This window comes from Robertmurraya mangrovi (assembly GCF_034427655.1).
In the GTDB taxonomy this organism is placed as follows: domain Bacteria; phylum Bacillota; class Bacilli; order Bacillales; family Cytobacillaceae; genus Robertmurraya_A; species Robertmurraya_A mangrovi.
Window position 1 is genome coordinate 23,657 of sequence record NZ_JAXOFX010000007.1, and the last position, 21,335, is coordinate 44,991.

Annotated in this window: 16 protein-coding genes; 1 reads left to right on the forward strand and 15 read right to left on the reverse strand. The window is 36.2% G+C overall.

Annotated elements, in window-relative coordinates; translation table 11 throughout:
- Positions 1–79: 79 nt before the first annotated feature.
- The 7 genes from pnpS to SM124_RS12055 all read right to left on the reverse strand — a co-directional run bounded on the left by pnpS (position 80) and on the right by SM124_RS12055 (position 8,388).
- The gene (gene pnpS / locus SM124_RS12025) at positions 80–1,852 is read right to left on the reverse strand and encodes a two-component system histidine kinase PnpS (protein ID WP_322446783.1); all 1,773 of its coding nucleotides are present in this window, start codon (positions 1,850–1,852) and stop codon (positions 80–82) included.
- The gene (locus SM124_RS12030; protein ID WP_322446784.1) at positions 1,849–2,565 is read right to left on the reverse strand and encodes a response regulator; all 717 of its coding nucleotides are present in this window, start codon (positions 2,563–2,565) and stop codon (positions 1,849–1,851) included. Before SM124_RS12030 ends, pnpS begins: the two co-directional genes overlap by 4 nt.
- A 368-nt stretch (positions 2,566–2,933) precedes the next feature.
- Positions 2,934–3,410, reverse strand: a complete 477-nt coding sequence (locus SM124_RS12035) for a MaoC/PaaZ C-terminal domain-containing protein (protein WP_322446785.1) — start codon at positions 3,408–3,410, stop codon at positions 2,934–2,936.
- Positions 3,411–3,666: 256 nt separating this feature from the next.
- Positions 3,667–4,605 carry a malate dehydrogenase gene (mdh, locus tag SM124_RS12040; RefSeq protein ID WP_322446786.1) on the reverse strand — a complete coding sequence of 313 codons (939 nt, stop codon included), beginning with the start codon at positions 4,603–4,605 and terminating at the stop codon, positions 3,667–3,669.
- Between the two features lie 217 nt (positions 4,606–4,822).
- Positions 4,823–6,091: an NADP-dependent isocitrate dehydrogenase gene (gene icd / locus SM124_RS12045; RefSeq protein WP_322446787.1), complete on the reverse strand. Its 1,269-nt coding sequence runs from the start codon at positions 6,089–6,091 to the stop codon at positions 4,823–4,825.
- A gap of 230 nt (positions 6,092–6,321) precedes the next feature.
- Entirely contained in the window at positions 6,322–7,440 is a 1,119-nt protein-coding gene (gene citZ / locus SM124_RS12050) for a citrate synthase (RefSeq protein WP_322446788.1), read from the reverse strand.
- Between the two features lie 486 nt (positions 7,441–7,926).
- Positions 7,927–8,388 carry a DUF441 domain-containing protein gene (locus SM124_RS12055; protein ID WP_322446789.1) on the reverse strand — a complete coding sequence of 154 codons (462 nt, stop codon included), beginning with the start codon at positions 8,386–8,388 and terminating at the stop codon, positions 7,927–7,929.
- Between the two features lie 419 nt (positions 8,389–8,807).
- Between SM124_RS12055 and ytvI the strand changes: the two genes are divergently transcribed.
- On the forward strand, positions 8,808–9,923 hold the full coding sequence (gene ytvI / locus SM124_RS12060; RefSeq protein WP_322446931.1) for a sporulation integral membrane protein YtvI: 1,116 nt from the start codon (positions 8,808–8,810) through the stop codon (positions 9,921–9,923).
- A 33-nt stretch (positions 9,924–9,956) separates the two neighbouring features.
- On the opposite strand, the gene SM124_RS12065 is transcribed toward ytvI, so the two are convergent.
- The 8 genes from SM124_RS12065 to dnaE form a co-directional block, all read right to left on the reverse strand.
- Entirely contained in the window at positions 9,957–10,343 is a 387-nt protein-coding gene (locus SM124_RS12065) for an FxsA family protein (RefSeq protein WP_322446790.1), read from the reverse strand.
- A 157-nt stretch (positions 10,344–10,500) separates the two neighbouring features.
- Complete coding sequence (gene pyk, locus SM124_RS12070; protein ID WP_322446932.1) at positions 10,501–12,261, reverse strand: pyruvate kinase; 1,761 nt, start codon at positions 12,259–12,261, stop codon at positions 10,501–10,503.
- Positions 12,262–12,295: 34 nt separating this feature from the next.
- Positions 12,296–13,255: a 6-phosphofructokinase gene (gene pfkA / locus SM124_RS12075; protein WP_322446791.1), complete on the reverse strand. Its 960-nt coding sequence runs from the start codon at positions 13,253–13,255 to the stop codon at positions 12,296–12,298.
- Positions 13,256–13,665: 410 nt separating this feature from the next.
- Positions 13,666–14,643 (reverse strand): acetyl-CoA carboxylase carboxyl transferase subunit alpha, encoded by a 978-nt coding sequence (accA, locus tag SM124_RS12080; protein WP_322446792.1) that lies wholly within the window; start codon positions 14,641–14,643, stop codon positions 13,666–13,668.
- Positions 14,637–15,506: an acetyl-CoA carboxylase, carboxyltransferase subunit beta gene (accD, locus tag SM124_RS12085; protein WP_322446793.1), complete on the reverse strand. Its 870-nt coding sequence runs from the start codon at positions 15,504–15,506 to the stop codon at positions 14,637–14,639. Before accD ends, accA begins: the two co-directional genes overlap by 7 nt.
- A 210-nt stretch (positions 15,507–15,716) precedes the next feature.
- Positions 15,717–16,280: a FadR/GntR family transcriptional regulator gene (locus SM124_RS12090; RefSeq protein ID WP_407691405.1), complete on the reverse strand. Its 564-nt coding sequence runs from the start codon at positions 16,278–16,280 to the stop codon at positions 15,717–15,719.
- A 69-nt stretch (positions 16,281–16,349) separates the two neighbouring features.
- Positions 16,350–17,588, reverse strand: coding sequence for an NADP-dependent malic enzyme (gene ystJ / locus SM124_RS12095; protein ID WP_322446795.1), 1,239 nt, complete (start codon positions 17,586–17,588; stop codon positions 16,350–16,352).
- A gap of 235 nt (positions 17,589–17,823) precedes the next feature.
- Positions 17,824–21,189 (reverse strand): DNA polymerase III subunit alpha, encoded by a 3,366-nt coding sequence (dnaE, locus tag SM124_RS12100; protein ID WP_322446796.1) that lies wholly within the window; start codon positions 21,187–21,189, stop codon positions 17,824–17,826.
- Positions 21,190–21,335: the final 146 nt, after the last annotated feature.

A 21,335-nucleotide genomic window follows, 5' to 3' on the forward strand; every position in this document is an offset into this window, starting at 1 on the left:
TCAACAAAATATTAAGGAAGAATAAATGAATTGTAAATGTAATGTAAAATTCCATTTATTCCATTTTTCCCTTCACCTATTAGGCCTTTTTAGGATATTTCTTGTACATTTCAATCGTAAATGTCGTACCTTTACCCACTTCACTATCAACAGTAATATTCCCTTTATGCGCTTCAACTAAATGTTTGACAATGGCTAAACCTAAACCAGTTCCACCAGAATTTCGACTTCTAGCTTTATCCACTCGATAGAAGCGCTCAAAAATACGGGAAATCTCTTCTTTTTCAATTCCTATCCCCGTATCTTTTACCTGTGTGTATACTTTAGATTGCTTTTCAAATAAAGTAATACTCACTTCCCCATCATTCGGCGTATAGGAAATAGCATTGTTAATTAAATTGATAAAAATTTGTTTTATCCTGTATAAGTCACCTTCAAGTATCATTTTATCCACACTTGCATGTAACTTAAGATTAATACCCTTTTCAGAAGCTTTTCCTTGTAAAATTGCTATTACCTCATTTAAGGCTTCAACAAGGTCAAATTCTTGTAGAGAAAGGTTAAATCCTTGCTGTTCAATTTTAGATAAATCTAATAAATCCTGGATAAGAGATTGTAAGCGGTCGCTTTCTTTTAATATGATATTTAAAAAGGCTTCTAGCGTTCCCTGGTCCTCCATCGCCCCATCAAGAAGTGTTTCTGAAAAACCTTTAATTGATGTAACAGGTGTCTTTAACTCATGTGAAACGTTGGCAACAAAGTCTTTTCTCATTTGTTCAAGCTTCTTAATCTCCGTAATTTCATGAAAAACGAGTAGAATTCCCTTCCAAACATCATTTGTCCCAATAATCGGTACACCATACACCTCAAAATAGCGTCTTTCAATTCCAATAGGAATAACTACTTGCTTTCTAAGCTTTTGTTCCGTCATAAAAATTTCTTCAACCATCTCAGAAATTTCTTTATGCTTAATTACATCGTAATATAATTTATTCAAATATTCTTTTGAGCCGACATTAAAAACCTCTTTATAGGAACGGTTAATCAAATTGATAAAACCCCTACTATCAATTAAAATCAGTCCACTTCCCATATTCTCAATGAGCGTTTCCAACCGATCTTGCTGAATCTCCTGTGATTTGACCATTTCTTGAAGATTTCTCGCCAATATATTTATAGATGAACTCAGCATTCCTGTCTCGTCAATATGATCTTCATAAGTTCTAGCCCGATAATTTCCTTTTGCTAGTTCAATTGCTACATTAGTAGCTGACTCAATTGGCTTAGTATAACGATTCGTAATTCTAGTACCAAGTAAAATAATTATAATCAATGATAATCCTAAGCTAACAATTAAAATCCACCATATTTGATGATATGCTTTCTTAATTTCGTTTAACTTAGTACTAAGGAAAACATATGCTTCTGCTTCACCGTTCTTACTAATTTGATCCCAGTAATAGTGTAGATTAAAGCCACCAGCAACCTCATGAACCTTATTCTTGTCCACTATCTTTTCTCTATATAGTTCTTCAATGATCGATAGATGCCGACCAGTAGTTTCCTCTGGTTGCCCACTGTCGTAAATAAGTTCACCATCATTATTAATAATTGTTATACGAGAATCTAGCATCTCACTAAAAAGTTTCATTTTTTTAGGCTGGAGTGTATTAACCCCACCACTGTCTTCTATATAAGTGGAGATTAGACTACTCTCTTTTTTTAGCCGTGCATCAAATGAATTTAAATAATAGCTTTTAAACAGTTGGCCAAGTAGTAGGCCTAATCCAATTAGAACAGCAAATATTAAGGTGATTAAAGCAAAAAGGAGTCTTGTTCTGAATTTAATCATTCTCCTTTAGGCTCCTCCAATTTATATCCTAAACCGCGAATGGTTTTTATGTAGATTGGTTTTTTTGTATTTTGTTCAACCTTTTCACGCAAATGGCTTATATGAACATCTACAATTCGAGTATCCCCTGCAAAATCATAATTCCAAACCGCACTTAACAGTTGGTCCCTAGTAAGAACGCGCCCCTTATTCTTGGCTAAATATAGTAGTAGTTCAAATTCCTTTGGTGTTAAATCTAATAGTTCTCCATTAAAATAAGCCTCGTATTGCTCTGGGTAAATTTTTAATCCTCTGACAACAAGATGATCGTTGTCCTCTTCTGCTTTTTCCACTACTTCTGGTTGGAATTGTGTTCTTCTTAATATAGCTTTAACCCTTGCAATCACTTCTCTAGGACTAAAAGGTTTCGTCATATAATCATCCGCACCTAGTTCAAGTCCTAATACTTTATCGAATTCATCATCCTTAGCCGTTAACATTAAGATAGGAGTAGATACCTTATGCTGACGAAGCTGCTTACACACTTCAATACCATCAAGTTTAGGTAGCATTAAGTCTAGTACAATTAAATCTAATCGTTCTGATAATGCTAAATTCTTCCCTTCTTCTCCGTCCATTGCAGTAATGACTTGAAAACCTGCCTGTTCTAAATTGTACTGTAGCAGTGTTAAAATGGATTGTTCATCATCTACGACAAGCACTTTTTTATCCATAACAGCCTCCGTTTTGTATATATTCCCCTTAATCCCCAAGTACCATATTTTTATTATAATATAAATCTGCTTTTTACAATAATATTACAGGAAATTTATATGGAGTAGAAAGAAACATAACTATTTATCCGCCCTGTTTTTTGTCGATTATTGTAAAATAAACGATATTCAGCTGAAAATCGATGATATATTTTAATTTTCGATGATATAATACCTAAAATCGATGATATATGGTCCCAATTCGATGATATGTGCTCTATTACGTGAGTCTGAGGAGAAAATAGCTAATAATAAAAGCTTCAGTAAACAGAAAAAAGGTGTATCTTAACTAGATACACCTCATTTTAAGCCCATATGAATCATTTTTTCTAAAAATTCTCCAGCGCGCTGCCAACCATCCCTTCTAGTTGTCGTGGTGGACATACGACTAACGAGCCTTGGATCACTACTTCTTCTTGTTCATTGGAACCAGTCACATTCAGTTGAATAGTGTGGTTATTTCTATCTACTTCAACTACTTCAAATAAGAATTGTACTGTCGCATAATGATAGACTGGTTTAAGAAAGCTAATATCTTGTTTTAAGATGTGACTTCCTGGACCAGGCATATATTTAGAAATCGCAGATGAGATCATTCCAGTAAGCATAATGCTGGGAACAATCGGCTTTTTATATGGCGTTTGTGAAGCATAATCGTGTTGAATATATAATGGGTTAGCATCATTTGTTAGGCCCAGATATAGAAGTAGATCTTTATCTTCTACCTTTTCAGTAATAGCCAGTTTTTCTCCTACTGTCATCTCTTCAATTTTTCTGCCTAACTTTCGTTTTTTCCCAAGTAGCATATAACGGCACCTCCAAGTTATGTAAACGGTTACAAGATTAGTTTTTAAAAGGCTTTTTTCTTTATGATTGTTGTAAATAGTAAAAATCCAAAAACCGATTTTTACCCTTAAAACTGACTATAATACTATTCGTATTTTTCAGTCTATTTATTTTATTATAGCATTTCTACTATATCTGTAAAAGTACTAGCTTCTTCTTCAATCCAATCTAATCAATCACACAAAAAACGGGGTTGCCCCCGTTTCCAAGCTAAATTTATGCTAATACTTTCATTACGCTTCGTACAGCATCAGCCGATTTATCTAATGCCGCTTTTTCTTCAGAAGTTAATTCTAACTCAATTACCTTTTCAATACCATTCGCACCTAGAATAGTAGGAACTCCTAAGTAAATTCCATCATAACCATATTCGCCTTCAAGGTAAGCGATAGATGGAAGGACGCGACGCTGATCCTTAAGAATCGCTTCACACATTTCAACTAGTGAAGCTGCAGGTGCGTAATAGGCACTACCGTTACCTAAAAGGTTAACAATTTCACCGCCACCTTTACGTGTACGCTCTACGATTGCATCTAGGCGATCTTGTGGGATTAACGTTTCAAGTGGAATTCCACCAGCATAAGAGTAACGTACAAGAGGGACCATATCATCACCATGTCCGCCTAGTACGAAACCTGTGATATCTTTAACTGAAAGGTTTAACTCTTGGGCCACAAATGTACGGAAACGAGCTGTATCAAGAACTCCTGATTGACCAATAACACGGTTTTTAGGGAAGCCAGACTCTTTAAATACTGTGTAAGTCATTGCGTCAACTGGATTAGTTAATACGATTATATAGCTATTTGGAGAGTATTTTACAATTTCTTGCGCAACACTCTTCATAATCTTTTGGTTTGTTTGTACTAAATCATCACGACTCATACCCGGTTTACGAGCAATGCCTGCCGTGATTACTACAATATCAGAATCCTTGGTATCTTCGTAGCTGGAAGTACCTGTTATGTTCGCATCAAACCCTTGTACTGGGCTTGCTTCTAACATATCTAACGCCTTTCCTTTTGTCGGGTTTTCCATTTGTGGAATATCAACTAATACAACATCACCTAACTCTTTTTGAGCTAATAAAAATGCAGTTGTTGCCCCTGTAAAGCCGCCACCAATTACGGAAATCTTTTTACGTTTCATTGACATGATACATTTCCTCCCTTGGATTCTAATCATCTTTATAAGACAATTTCTGAATACGGTTTCTAATTAACAGTATAATTAGACCGTTCTGAAATGTCATTTATGGAAATATCCACCTATAAAATCATATCATACAAGATTTGCTACTTACAACTTGTAAAGTAAACCTAAAGCAAAGTGGCTGACTCCAACTAGAGTCAGCCACTTAAATATATGCTAATTAGTCCATGTTCTTGATAAGTGTATCACCGAATTCAGAACATTTAACTTCTGTAGCACCGTCCATTAGACGAGCAAAGTCATAAGTTACAACTTTAGAAGCAATTGATTTTTCCATTGATTTAACGATTAAGTTAGCTGCTTCATTCCAACCTAAGTGTTCAAGCATTAGAACACCTGAAAGGATTACAGATGAAGGGTTAACTTTATCTAAACCAGCATACTTCGGTGCAGTACCATGAGTAGCTTCGAAAATTGCATGTCCTGTTTCATAGTTGATGTTAGCTCCTGGAGCAATACCGATTCCACCAACTTGAGCAGCTAGTGCATCAGAGATATAGTCTCCATTTAAGTTCATCGTAGCAACAACATCAAACTCGCTAGGACGAGTTAAGATTTGTTGTAAGAAGATGTCAGCAATTGCATCTTTAACGATGATTTTGCCAGCAGCTTCAGCATCAGCTTGAGCTTTATTAGCAGCATCTGTGCCTTGCTCTTCTTTAATACGATCGTATTGTGCCCAAGTGAATACTTTATCCCCGTATTCTCTTTCAGCAAGCTCGTAACCCCAGTTTTTGAAAGCACCTTCAGTGAACTTCATGATGTTTCCTTTATGTACTAGAGTTAAAGATTTACGTCCTTCGTTGATCGCATACTCAATAGCAGCGCGAACTAGACGAGTAGTACCTTCTTCAGAAACTGGTTTAATACCAATACCAGAAGTTTCAGGGAAACGGATTTTGTTAGCTCCCATTTCGTTTTGAAGGAAAGAGATTAACTTTTTCACTTCATCTGATCCTTTAGCATACTCGATACCAGCATAGATATCTTCAGTATTTTCACGGAAAATAACCATATCAGTATCTTGAGGACGCTTAACAGGTGAAGGTACACCTTCGAACCAGCGAACTGGACGTAAACATACAAATAAATCTAACTCTTGACGAAGAGCAACGTTTAATGAACGAATTCCTCCACCGATAGGAGTTGTTAAAGGACCTTTAATCGCGATAAGGTACTCGTTAATTACTTCTAAAGTTTCGTTAGGAAGCCATTCACCTGTTTGGTTAAATGCTTTTTCTCCTGCTAAAACTTCTTTCCAAACTAATTTACGCTCACCTTTGTAAGCTTTTTCTACAGCTGCATCTAATACTCTTGAAGCAGCAGCCCAAATATCAGGACCTGTACCGTCTCCTTCAATAAATGGAACGATAGGGTTGTTTGGTACGTTTAATACACCATTTTGAACTGTAATTTTTTCACCTTGCATAAAAAGTTCTCCCTCCAATTTCGAAATGCTTAGCTGTACCTTGATAAGAATCAGCTAGGTATATTATTCAGAATCAAAGGTTAGAAAGCTTAAGCTTCTAACCTTTTTTCTTGCATTTCTATTACAGCAATTTTTCACGAAAAAGTAAAATGCTGTTTTATATTTTTAGACTCTTTTTTTGAAAAGAGTATTAAAAACCATATTAGTTTGCGTTGAATCATTAAAAATTATTAGCTTCTTTGGTCAACTGGCACGTAAACTTGCATTCCAGGTCCAGTGTAATCTGCACGCGGACGGATTAGGCGGTTGTTATCATACTGCTCTAAAATATGAGCTAACCAACCTGATACACGGCTAACAGCAAAGATTGGTGTGAATAAATCATGGTCAATTCCTAAGCTATGATACATAGATGCAGAGTAGAAATCAACATTTGGCGGTAAGTTCTTTTCACCTGTTACGATTGCTTCAATTTTAGTTGACATTTCGTACCATTGAGGCTCACCAGTTAATTTTGTTAACTTCTCAGACATCACGCGTAAGTGTTTTGCACGTGGATCACCTTGTCTGTATACACGGTGACCGAAGCCCATGATTTTTTCTTTATTAGCTAATTTTTCACGAACATAAGATTCTACATTATCTGGTGAACCGATTTCTGAAAGCATTTTCATAACTGCTTCGTTTGCTCCACCATGTAGAGGACCTTTAAGAGCTCCGATTGCTGCTGTTACTCCAGAGTAAACATCTGAAAGAGTTGCAACGCAAACACGTGCTGTAAAAGTAGATGCATTTAGTTCATGATCTGCGTGTAATACTAATGCTTTATTGAAAGCATCAACCGCGATTGCATCTGGCTCGTTACCTGATAACATATATAAGAAGTTTGCAGCAAAGCTTAAATCAGTTCTTGGAGCTACTGGCTCAAGACCTTTTCTAATGCGAGCAAATGCAGTTACAATTGTTGGCATCTTAGCTTGAAGGCGAATAGCTTTAAGATAGTTTGACTCTTGCTCCATCACATCAGCATCTTGATCATATAAACCTAGTAAAGATACTGCCGTGCGAAGTGCTGCCATTGGATGAACACTATTGATTGGATACATTTTAAAATGATCGAGAACTTCTTTAGGCAACTCAGCATTCTCAGCTAATTGTTTGTTTAGAACTTCAAGTTCAGACTTAGTAGGTAACTTTCTATGCCATAGAAGATAAATTACTTCTTCAAAACTAGCATTTTCAGCTAGATCATCAATGTTATAACCTACATAAGTTAGTGTGTCATCAATGATAGAACTGATAGAGGAAGTTGTAGCTACTACCCCTTCTAGACCACGTGTTACTGTCATATGGACCCTCTCCTCACAATATTAATTTCCCCATGCCCTTTGTTAAACTAAATGTTGAATGAAGTATTCAACTAATTCAGAATCATATTCCTGAATCTATGCGGCCAATAGACCGATAAGCCGACTGTATGTAGCCGGAGCACAGATTTTTCACCTGAGCGGATGCTCAAATTAAACCGTTAAAGAAATACTATATACATTATCCTTATGAATAATCATATAGTTTCATGGAATTCTATCGCATCATAAAAAAGGATGCGCTTACAAGTCCTATTATAAACAATTATCTGACTTTTGTGAATGAAAAGAGCTCAAAATGTGAAAAATTTATTATTTTATTAGAAAAACATAAGCCTCTCTATAAAATAATGAACTTATGTGTAGACATGACCAAAAATTAAGATGATGCCTATTTAATAATAATAAATCCTATAGTAATTATACCGCATTTTTTCTAGGAGATAAAATTTAAGCACTTTCCTACAATTACTTAAATAAATCAAATATCTTCATAGCCATATAAGCAATCCCAGCACCAATTAAAGGGCCTACAGCTACACCATTAAATATAGATACAGATAAAATGGTCCCGAGAACGAGTGCCGTTGTGATATGTGGATCTTCTGCCAAGAGGATTACTCCACCCTTCGCTAACAAAGCTACGACCATTCCTGAAACGAGAGCAATCCATGCATATGGTGATTTAAACGCACCCGTTAAGTCTTTAAAACCTATATCCCCTGTAGCAATTGGAGCTAACACTGCAATCGTTATTATCGTAACGCCCCAATTAATCCCCTTAGATTGAATTACAGAAAATGTTTTAGTATCAAAACCAACAACCTTCAAGACTAACAATACGGCAACAGCTATGATTAACGAATTGTTTTTAGCTACTAAGCCGATGGCGAGTAACAAGGCTAAAAAAATAAAAGGTTCAGAGAACAACAAACTCATCCTTCCCTAGTAACACTTTAAAATACTTTTAAAATGCAATATTAATGTTATACAGATATAATTTCTTGTGATTTTTTCAGATAAAAGTTCATAACTTCTCTACATTCATAATTGAATAAAGTTACAAACAAATATTTTATCATGCAAATGGGCTCTTATCTAAAACTGCATTGTCCCTCCGTAATCCTTAAAAAAGAAGTCGAAAAACTTCTCTACTATTTTGTGTGTTTTTATTTTTATAATTTACTTGAATCTTTTATTATTAATATTACGTAATACTTTTATGATACTCTCATTTCATTCTTCTTTATATGTTTAAAATCTTCAGTAAAGCTTATAACTTTTACCACAAAAATTTAAAAATAAGTCACCTAGAATCTGCTTAATTTTAGTTAAAGGGGGCTCTTATTCTGAATTCAGTTTACTTTCATCGAACCTTAAGATTCTTACTTGTCATTGCCATCGTTGTTGGATCCTTAATTTCTTTTTTCTATGTTTCAAAAGTAACCTATCCGTTTTTAATTGGATTTGCCTTAGCGTTTTTAATGAATCCATTAGTAAATGTATTAGAAACGAGGGCAAAACTACCTAGAGCACTCGCTGTTTTAATTGGATTAATCCTTATTTTTTCCATTCTAGTAGGTTTAATTACTTTACTTATTGCTGAATTAGTATCTGGTGCAGACTATTTGGCTCATTCTGTTCCAACTCATCTTGTGACTTTAATTGATTACATAGAACAATTTGTTGCAGCACAAATTATTCCTTTCTATAATCAGTTAACTAGCCTTTTCAATAACCTAGATACGGGCCAACAAGAAACCATTCTATCCAATATCGAGAACTTTGGTAAAACATTCGGAACAACCGTTGGAACATTCGTTCAAACTTTTTTTGAAAATATTCCAAATATCTTATCATGGTTTCCTAATGCTGCTACGGTATTCATTTTTGTTTTCCTGGCTACCTTCTTTATTAGTAAAGATTGGCCACGCTTAACAGCACTAGCGGAAAAAATTCTTCCTAATAAAGCTAGAAATAGTAGCAAGTCGGTTTTAGCAGATTTAAAGAAGGCATTATTCGGTTTTATAAAAGCTCAGTTAACATTAGTATCTATTACAACGATCATTATTTTAATCGGACTACTGATTTTACGAGTAGACTATGCTATCACTATCGCTCTTATCACCGGGATTGTAGATGTCATTCCGTATTTAGGAACAGGTTTAATATTTGTACCTTGGATTATCTATGAAGCTATTTTTGGTGAAATGAGTTTAGCGATTGGTTTAGGCGTTTTGTACATTGTTGTAATTGTTCAACGTCAAATCATGGAACCTAAAGTACTTTCCTCCAATATCGGACTCGATCCACTAGCAACCTTAGTTGCCCTATTCGTCGGATTTAAGCTGATAGGATTTTTAGGATTAATTGTTGGCCCAGTTACTTTAGTCATCATTACAACCTTACACCGTGCTAATGTCTTTAGAGATGTTTGGGCGTTTATAAAAGGAAAAGAAGCGTAAAAAAACAGCCAACTCAATGTTGGCTGTTTGACTTTATCTAATGATCGTCACATTTTTATTTTGAATCCATTTCCTAAAAGATTTCATTATAAACGGTTTAAAGAGATTTCTAGTTGGAGGGGCTAGCAAGAGGAAACCAACTGTATCTGTAATAAATCCCGGTGTTAATAATAGTGTTCCGCCGATTAAGACACATATTCCGTCCAGTATAGCGTCACCAGGCATCTGGCCATAGTTCAATTGTCTCTGAACCTTGCGTATCGTTTCTAGGCCTTCTTTCTTTGCTAAATAGGCACCTAGAATACCTGTTAGGATAATGAGTGCAATGGTTGTCCAAATCCCTAAAATATCACCGGAAAGCATGAGTAATCCAATTTCTGCTGCTGGAATGATGATTAGTAATAAAAGAATATAACGCATTCTCACCCTCCTAATAATTACAAGCATACAAGCAACTAGCTTGTCTATTTTTATTATATGATAGAATTTTTTATTACAACAATTTAATGCACTAATTTCTTGAAATTCAAAAAAGGAAGGGCGTTTGGCGCCTCTTCCTTTTTTTGATTATCATTTATTATAGAACACTCGCATGTCCATTGTAAATGACACCTCTGTTTGCATCAACAGTGATTTCTTGCCCATCCTTAAGGATTGTAGTAGCTTTATCAATTCCAACGATAACTGGGATACCAACATTTAATCCTACAACAGCAGCATGGCTAGTTAATCCACCTTCTTCTGTTATAAGAGCGCTACACTTTTCAATGGCAGGTACCATTTCAGCATCAGAACCAATTGTAACTAAGATCGAACCTTGCGTTACCTTCGATAAAGCTTCTTCTGCATTTTTAGCAATAACCACTTTACCAAAAGCTGATTTACGGCCAATTCCTTGACCCTTTACGAGTACATCACCGATTACATGGATTTTCATTAGGTTTGTTGTACCAGCTTCACCAACAGGAACTCCTGCTGTGATAACAACTAAATCGCCATGAGAGACCATTCCGCTGTTTAAGCTCTCTGTAACAGCTGTTTCAAGCATATCATCTGTAGTCGTAGCTTTTTGACCCATTTGAGGATATACTCCCCATGCAAGAGAAAGACGTCTCGATACAGCATTATCTGAAGTTACCGCAATAATTGGTGCTTTTGGGCGATACTTAGAAATCATTCTAGCTGTATGTCCACTCTCAGTTGGAGTAATGATAGCATCTACATCTAAGTTCAACGCTGTGTGTGCAACCGATTGCCCAATAGCGTCTGTGATATTGTGTTCGTTGTCTTTACTACGACTTGATAAAATTTCTTTATGAGCTAATGCTGATTCAGCACGTGAAGCTATATTATGCATCGTTTGTACTGCTTCTACAGGGTATGAGCCTGCTGCTGTTTCACCTGAAAGCATGATTGCATCCGTACCATCAAAAATAGCGTTTGCCACATCACTTGCTTCTGCTCGCGTTGGACGCGGATTACGCTGCATCGAGTCTAACATTTGTGTCGCAGTGATAACTGGTTTACCTTGTGCGTTACATTTTTTAATTAATTGTTTTTGAACTAGTGGTACTTCTTCTGCTGGAATTTCAACCCCTAAGTCTCCACGAGCTACCATTAAACCATCAGAGATTTCCAAGATTTCATCAATATTGTCAACGCCTTCTTGGTTTTCAATCTTAGGTATAATGTGAATTTGCGCCGCATTATTATTTTCTAATAATTGTCTAATTTCTAGAACATCTGATGCACGACGTACAAAGGATGCAGCAATAAAGTCGATACCCTGTTCTATACCAAAGCGTATGTCACTTGCATCTTTTTCTGTGATTCCAGGTAAGTTTACCGAAACACCAGGTACGTTTACACCCTTTTTATTTTTCAGCGTACCCGTATTTAAAATTTTCGTATGAATCTCTTGAGCATCTTCATCAATTTTTATTACTTCTAGACCAATTAGCCCATCATCTAATAAAATTTTAGAACCGATATGTACATCTTTAATCAGCCCTTCATATGTTACTGAAAATTTCTCCGTTGTCCCTTCAACTTCTGTCATGGAGATAATGATATTATTTCCGGCTGTAAGCTCAATCGCACCGTTAACCATGTTGTTTGTACGAATTTCAGGACCCTTAGTATCTAATAAAATCGCTACTGTTTTCCCTGTACGTTCAGCTGCCTCACGGATATTCTGAATACGTTGTCCATGCTCTTGATGGTCACCGTGAGAAAAATTAAGACGTGCGACATTCATACCAGCTTCAATGAGCTGTGTTAATTTTTCAACACTTTCACTAGCTGGACCAATAGTACAAACTATTTTTGTTTTTCTCATCATCTTGTAAACCCCCAGTTAAATTTAAAAAGGATTAAATCGAAAGCTCTTTTGATAATTGATACATACCTAAGTCAACCTTATGCGGCATAGATAATGCTTGGATGATATCGTAATCTACTAGTTCGTTTCTTTCAATACCAACAGCACGTCCACCCTTGCCTTCTATTAATAACTCAACCGCTCTAGCACCTAATCTACTAGCTAAAACTCGGTCTGCTGCAGTTGGTGAGCCCCCGCGTTGCATATGTCCTAATACAGATACTCGTGTATCAAAGTTAGTCATTTCTTTCAGCTGTTTACCAAATTCCACTCCACTACATACGCCTTCAGCAACAATGATAATACTGTGCTTTTTACCACGCTCATGACCCTTTTTTAGTCTTTCAGCAATTTGGTTCATATCATAATTTTCTTCAGGTATAAGGATGGTTTCGGCACCACCTGCCAGTCCAGCCCATAAAGCAATATCGCCTGCATCTCTTCCCATAACCTCAATAACAAACGTTCTTTCATGAGAAGTAGCTGTATCACGAATTTTATCAATTGCATCAATAACTGTATTTAATGCAGTATCAAATCCAATGGTAAATTCAGTTCCAGGAATATCATTATCAATGGTTCCAGGTACGCCTACACATGGGAATCCTTGTTCAGTAAGAGCTTTTGCCCCCCTGTATGAACCGTCACCACCGATAACAACTAATCCTTCAATACCATGTTTGTTAAGTTGTTCAATACCACGTTGTTGACCTTCTTTAGTTTTGAACTCTTCAGATCTTGCTGAATAAAGCATTGTTCCCCCGCGATGAATAATATCACCTACAGAACCAAGCTCAAGCTTTTTAATATTTCCAGTCATTAGCCCAGAGTAACCACCATAAACACCATATACTTCAACGTTATGATAAATGGCTTTACGGACTACAGCACGAACAGCAGCGTTCATTCCTGGAGAATCCCCACCACTTGTTAATACTCCTATTCTTTTCAAATGGATCACCTCAAATTATTTAGTCATTTATATGTAGTAATTATATGATAAGCTGCTTTCTTAAGCTTTGTTGCTAGTTAAATAATATTCATATGGCTAAAATAAAAGAGAAATTTAGCAACAGACAGTTGAAAGCAACATTATAATAAAATTCATCTTAGATGCATGTTATAGACGTATTATTTATTATTAACAAAATACGTGGGATTATTTCTAAAATAACACGAAGAAACAACCTTCTCAACAGAATCCTTGTTATATTTCAAAAGACTAAATTATCGGTGAATTGAAAGCGTTTTATAGGGAATATTAAGGGTAATTTCCTTCACGATTTTGTCAAAATTATTGTTTTTCCTTCATGAGACTGGTCTTTAGAGCGAAAAAGAATACGTGCTAAAAGAAGCACGTATCTAGTTTACACTAATGTATTCATTTAACTCTTTATATTCACCCATCGCTTTATACTTATCGTAACGGTTTGCAATAAGTTCTTCTTCTGTAAGATTCCTTAGTTCTTGAAGGGATGAAAATAACACTTTGCGAATCTCCTCGCCTTGTGCCTTTACATCTCTGTGAGCTCCACCTTTTACTTCAGGAATAATATCATCAATGATTCCTAGCTGTTTTAAATCTGGAGCAGTAATTTTCATAGTCTCAGCAGCCTTTTTTGCTAAGCTTGCATCTTTCCATAAAATAGCTGCAGCTCCCTCCGGAGAAATAACAGAATAAGTAGAGTTTTCTAGCATATGAAGATGATTTCCGATTCCCAATGCTAGTGCCCCACCGCTTCCACCTTCTCCGATGACGATACAAATAACAGGAACTTTAAGGCCAGCCATTTCAAAAAGGTTGCGAGCGATTGCTTCACTTTGCCCTCTTTCTTCTGCTGCTTTACCTGGATAAGCACCCTTTGTATCAATAAAGCAGATAATCGGTCTTCTGAATTTTTCTGCTTGTTTCATTAATCTTAATGCTTTACGGTAACCTTCAGGATGTGGCATACCAAAGTTTCTTCTAATGTTTTCTTTCGTATCTTTTCCTCTTTGATGACCAATAACGGTTACTGGTAGTCCATGGAATTTCGCGATTCCACCTACGATTGCCTCATCGTCTCCGAAAGAGCGGTCGCCGTGACATTCAAAGAAATCTGTAAATAAATTGGAGATATAGTCTAGAGTCGTAGGGCGGTTAGGATGTCTAGCAATCTGAACTCGATCCCATGGCTTCATATTTACATAAATATCTTTTTCTAATTTCTCAAGACGTGCTTTTAACTTCTCTATCTCAGAAGTTAAGTCTACATCTGCGTCTTTTGTAAATTGTTCTAACTCTGATATTTTCTTTCGTAGTTCTATTACTGGTTTTTCAAATTCTAATTCTCCTACCATTCTAGCTCACCTCCAGGTTGATGCATTTCTAGTATTTTGCCGATTTGTTCCTTTAACTCGGTTCTAGGAATGACCGCATCTAGTTGACCATGTTTCATTAAAAACTCAGCCGTTTGGAAATCCTCCGGTAGATCTTCTCTAATCGTCTGTTCAATAACTTTTCTTCCTGCAAAACCAATCAAAGCTTTTGGTTCAGCGAAATTATAATCACCTAGAGAAGCAAAACTAGCAGAAACTCCACCTGTAGTAGGATGGGTCATAATAGAAATAATCAAGCCGCCTTGATCACTAAATCGCTTTAATGCAACACTCGTTTTCGCCATTTGCATTAAACTTAGAACCCCTTCTTGCATTCTTGCACCGCCTGATGCTGTGAAGATGATAAAAGGAACAGAAAGCTCACCTGCTTTTTCAATGGCTCTAGTAATTTTTTCTCCTACAACAGACCCCATGCTTCCCATACGGAATGTAGAATCCATAACGGCTACAACTGTCTTGTTTCCGTTAATTTCTCCCACTCCCGTTACTACAGCTTCATTAAGATTCGTCTTTTGTCTGTCCTTCTCAAGCTTCTCTGTGTAATCGGGAAATTGCAGAGGATTCTCTGAAATCATCCCTCTGTCCATTTCTTGAAAACTTCCTTCATCTAAAAAACTAGCTATTCTTTCACTTGAATTCATAGGATAGTGATATTGACAGTGTAAACATACTTTTACATTTTTTATTAATTCTTTTGAATAAATAATTTTTTTACAGTTCGGGCATTTGTTCATTATGCCTTCTGGAACGTCTTGCTTTGATGCTTCTGAAGGTATAGTGGCATATTTTTTCTTTTTGGATTTAGTAAATAGCTCCTTAAGCAAGGTGTAACCTCCCCCGTAATTTAAAAAACTTCGCCTTTGTCTATTGACTGAAGTTTAATTGTCATTATTAACATTTTTATTAAAATACAAAGTTTTCTTAGTGGTCAGACCACTAACACAAAAAATTAGCGCCTATACAATAGGCTTTTAGCATACTTGTACTATCTCATATTAAAATAATGATTTTAAAAAATCTGCAAAATCTTGTCGTTAACCATTCGACAATTTCCTTAGTTGAGCGTACTGCCTTCTTACAATCTCTTCTTCGTTTGTCATTAAAGCTTCTACAAGTTTTGAGTATTCTATTTTTTCTATTTCTACTGTAGGTAATTTAAGTGATTGATAATAGTCACTTAAAATATTCCAAATCCGATAAAATAGATGGTTATCCGCTAAATCTACAATTTTCAAAAAGAACTCATCGTCTGAAAACGCCTGCTGTTCAACCCAACTTTTCAAAAGTGAAAGCTTTTCATCATTATTTCTATCAATAATGAGTCTTAAACAATCCATTTCAATGAGATATTTCGTTTCTACTACATCTTTTCTAGCTTTATCATCTTGTAAGATAAACGTACTTAATAATTGCACCAGCTGATTACTTCTAAAATCACGAATAAAGGTACCTTCCCCTCTTCGTGTCTCTATTAAACCAAGGAGTTCTAGAGCTCTTAAAGCTTCCCTTACGGAGGAGCGTCCAACCGCTAGACGCTCACTTAATTCCCGTTCTGAAGGGATTTTATCTCCTGGTTTCAATCCATCTTGTTCAATCATCTTTCGCAGTTGTTTAACAATCTCAATATAAACTTTTGAGCCAACTTGGTTTGAAACCACTATTTTATATCACTCACTTTTCCCAATTATAGCGAGCCTACTCGTCTTTTCCTTGACCTCAGCAGGGTCTACCTTTATACGCGCAACTCCTGTTTCCATAGCCGCTTTTGCTACAGCTTGAGCCACTTCAGGTGCGACTCTTGCATCAAACGGGCCTGGAATTACATAATCTGGATTAAGCTCACCCTCTGAAATTAAACCGGCAATTGCCTCAACAGCTGCAACCTTCATTTTTTCATTAATATGAGTAGCTCTAACATCAAGGGCCCCACGGAAAATTCCAGGGAACGCCAGTACATTATTCACCTGATTAGGGAAATCTGAACGGCCAGTACCCACTACTTTCGCTCCAGCATTCTTCGCCTCTTCCGGCATGATTTCAGGATTAGGGTTAGCCATTGCAAAAATAATTGGATCTGGATTCATGGTTTTAATCATTTCAGATGTTAATGCCCCTTCAACAGATACTCCAATGAATACATCTGCACCTTTAATGACATCAGCTAGACTTCCTTTTAAGTTATCACGGTTAGTGAATTTGGCTACCTCTTCTTTAATGTCATTCATCCCTTGAGGACGACCTTCGTAAATAGCACCTTTTGTATCGCACATAATAATGTCACGAACTCCGTAGCTATATAATAATTTGATGATGGCAATACCAGCAGCTCCAGCTCCATTTGCCACCACTTTAATTTCATTCATTTTCTTGTTAACAAGTTTTAATGCATTCACTAATCCTGCTACCGTTACGATAGCCGTACCATGCTGGTCATCATGGAAGATCGGAATATTCGTTTCTTTTTTTAAGCGTTCTTCTATAACGAAGCAATTTGGTGCTGCGATATCTTCAAGATTTACCCCACCAAATGTGGGTTCTAAAAGTTTGACCGTCTCTACAATCTTATCTACATCTGTTGTATTTAAACAAATCGGGAAGGCATCTACACCAGCAAAGCTCTTAAATAGGACGGCCTTACCTTCCATTACTGGCAAAGCAGCCTCTGGACCAATGTTTCCTAGACCAAGTACAGCTGTACCATCTGAAACCACAGCTACCATATTGCCTTTCATTGTATAGTCATATACAGTCTCTGGTTTATCATAAATTTCTTTACAAGGTTCCGCTACCCCTGGAGAATAAGCTAAGCTTAAATCCTTTGCGTTTTTCACTTGTACTTTTGATTTTGACTCTAATTTACCTTTATTAGCTCTATGCATATGCAAAGCTTCTTCACGTAAAGTCAAACTGATTCACTCCTTAAATGGTCGCATAGATGACTTAAATACCTATCTAGTGGTCAGACCACTTCTTTACAAGAATATAACATATTCTATAAAGTTGTAAAGAATAATGTTGATAGCATTCTTGTCCCTATATTTTCAATAATTTCATGTATTTGTCTGGGATGGGTGTGATGTCTACCCCAAAAAACAATATTTCACAATAAGATTTACTGTTTTTTTAGGTTCACTACTTCCTTCATTGTTTTAAAATGACATTCTTTTCTCCTAATAGTCTTTTCAATTCTTCTATACAATCCTCAGTAGGATTTATCCAATCTTCTTTTCTTAGTTTGACACTTCGATCTTCTTGTTCATAATACAAAACAACGGATACATTCCCATGATATTTTTGAAGCAAGGTCTTTAATTTTTTTAATTGGTCGTTTTTTCCTTCATTTGTTTCAATCTTAATATATAGTGTTCCTCTATTATGCTTAAGATCTTCTGTTACTTCTTTCATATCTCTAGCATTTTGTACAATAAATTGACCTTTTCCATCTCTGATGTCTATTTTTCCTGATAACATGATAATCGATCCTTTTTGTAAAAGAACACTTATCCTATTGAAAACGGTTGGAAATGCAACTGCTTCCATGTCCCCAGTTTGATCGCTTATTGTTAGGAAAGCCATTGCCTCTCCTTTTTTCGTTCGAATTTTTTTTGATTCTAATATATAAACAACCGAAGTAACATTTCCTTTAGAATCTTGAATTTGCGAAAGTTGCTTTGCACCTAAATCTCCAAAATACTTTTTAAAAATAGATACAGGATGATCCGATAAATATAACCCTAAAGCTTCCTTCTCAAATTGAAGCTTGTCTTCCGAGCGGATAGGGTCCACTTCAACATATTTGGGCTTAATAAAAAATTCATCCTCTGCAAATAAATCCCCTTCACTTGTATCAAAAGGGTTCACTAGTTGTGCATGATCGAGTGCAACATCGAGACTAGCCAAAAGGACGGCACGGTCTTCTCCAAATTCGTCTAGGCTTCCCGAATGGATAAGTGATTCAAGGGTTTTTCGATTAACCGCTCTTGGTGGAACTCTTAAGCATAAATCAAATAAATCAACAAACTTTTTGGTTTTCCTAGCTGAAAAGATTTCCTTTAATGCAGCTATTCCCACTCCCTTAATAGCGGCCAAACTATAACGGATGCTACCGTTCTCTACTAAGAAAGAATATCCGCTCTGATTGATAGAAGGAGATAAGATGCTGATGTCCATTTCCTTTAATTCACGAATATATTGGGCAATTTTTGTATCGTTCCCCACAACAGATGATAATAGGGCAGCCATAAAGTATAGAGGATAATGCGCTTTAAGATAGGCCAATTGATAAGCTATGAAGCTGTAAGCCACTGCATGACTTCTATTAAAGCCATAATTTGCAAACTTAACAATTAAGTCATAAATTACGTTTGCCACATCTTCTGTATAGCCGTTTGTTATCGCACCATTTAGAAAATGATTTCTTTCCTTATCTAGGACTTCTTTTTGCTTTTTACCTACCGCACGCCTTAATAAGTCTGCTTCTCCTAGAGAAAAACCAGCTAGCTTTGAAGCAATTTGCATAATTTGCTCCTGATAAACAATAACCCCATACGTATTTTCTAAAAGAGGTTCCAAATCAGGATGTGGATAGGTTACCGTTTCCCTTCCATGTTTTCGGTCAATATAAACGGGTATATTCTCCATTGGTCCAGGTCTATACAGAGCATTAACAGCAACAATGTCTTCAAAACGTGATGGCATTAGTCTTTTCAATACATTTCTCATTCCATCAGACTCTAATTGAAAGATTCCTGTTGTTTCACCCTTACTCAATAAACGAAAAGTGGCTTCATCCTCTAACGGAATAGCTTTTATATCCAATCTTCTCCCTGTTTTTCTTTGAATGGAGTCTAATATAGTTTCAATTAATGTTAGATTTCTGAGACCTAAGAAGTCCATTTTTAATAGCCCAACGTCCTCCAAATGCTCCATCGCATATTGAGTAAGATAAACATTTTCATGTCCACTCTGAATAGGGATTGTATTCACTAGTGGCTCTTCTGAGATCACAACTCCCGCTGCATGTGTCGATGTATGTCTTGGCAAACCCTCTAATTTAAGCGCTGTGTCAAATAGCTTTTGATTTAGCGGTGATTCATTCACAAATCTTCTTAACCCTTCAGATTCTTGATAAGCATTTTTCAACGTTATGCCAAGTCTCGAAGGAATATGTCTGGAAAGTGTATCAAGCTCCTTACTGTTTAATCCGAACGCCCTTCCTACATCTCTTACGACAGCTTTGGCAGCTAATGTACCAAACGTAATAATTTGAGCTACGTGTAGTTCTCCATATTTTTTTGAAACATATTCGATTACTTCGTCTCTTCGGTGATCTGGGAAATCAATATCTATATCGGGCATTGATATTCTTTCTGGGTTTAAGAATCGCTCAAATAATAAATCATGTTCAATAGGGTCAACGTCTGTAATATATAGAACGTATGCCACCATAGACCCGGCTGCAGATCCCCTTCCAGGACCTGTTAGTATTCCGTTTTCCCGAGAAAACTTCATGAAGTCCCACACAATTAAAAAGTAATCGGAGAATTTCATTTCTTTAATAATTTTCAGCTCGTATTTTAACCGTTCCTTTTGTTCCTCTGTTTGGACAGGGTAGCGCTCTCTATAACCATCTAAACAGATGGACTCAAGAAGTTCATCTGCGGTTATCCCTCTTTCAGTTGGGTATTTGGGAAGTTTTTGCGTATTTAACTCAACCATTACATTACATTGTTCTGCTATATATAAACTGTTTTCTAAAGCTTCAGGAATATCGGAAAAAATCTCAACCATTTCTTGTGGTGATTTCAAATAATACTCTTCCGTCTGAAGACGCTCCCTGTCCTCATCTTGCATTTTATGTCCGTTTTTTATCGCTAAAAGACACTCTTGTGCAAATGCATCCTCTTTATCTATGTAAGAAACCTCATTTGAAGCCACGATTTTTAGATTGTACTCATTAGCTAGTTGAAGCATTTTTGCTTTAATTTCATTTTCTGCATTCGTTTTATGATCTTGAATCGCTAAATAAAAACCGTCCTTCCCAAATAAATGGAGATATAATTCGAGACTATTTTTAGCTCCGTCCTCATTATTATTTAAAAGATTCTGCTCAATCTCTCCAGACATACCGGGAGTGATGGCAATCAAGCCAGCTGTATAATGCTTTAGCCATTTTACAGGTATTCCTTCTTGTGACTTCGTTTGAACTACACTCGTTATTTTCAAGAGATTTTGAAGTCCCATTTGGTTTCGTGCAAGTAAAACTAGTGGATAGGCTTCCCCTTCCCCCTTCTCACTTAAAACATCCACTGTTAATCCGATAATGGGTTTAATTGATTGCTTTATACACTCTTTATAAAAAGCAATCGTTCCGTACATCACATTCCGATCGGTAAGAGCAATTGAGGAGTATCCTCTGTTTTTTGCTTCTTTTACTAAACTCTCTATTGTTGCCGAACTCGTTAACAAGCTAAATGCACTATATACATGAAGGTGAACAAAAGACATTTTTTACACCCCTTACTTACTTCTTAAGAACGTTTTTCTCTTACTTTTATTATAGGACTTCATGTAAAAAAAAGAAAATATGTTCTCCTTTTCAAACTAGAATTATTCATCGTCCATCCTAAATTTATCTATTATCTACTATCTAT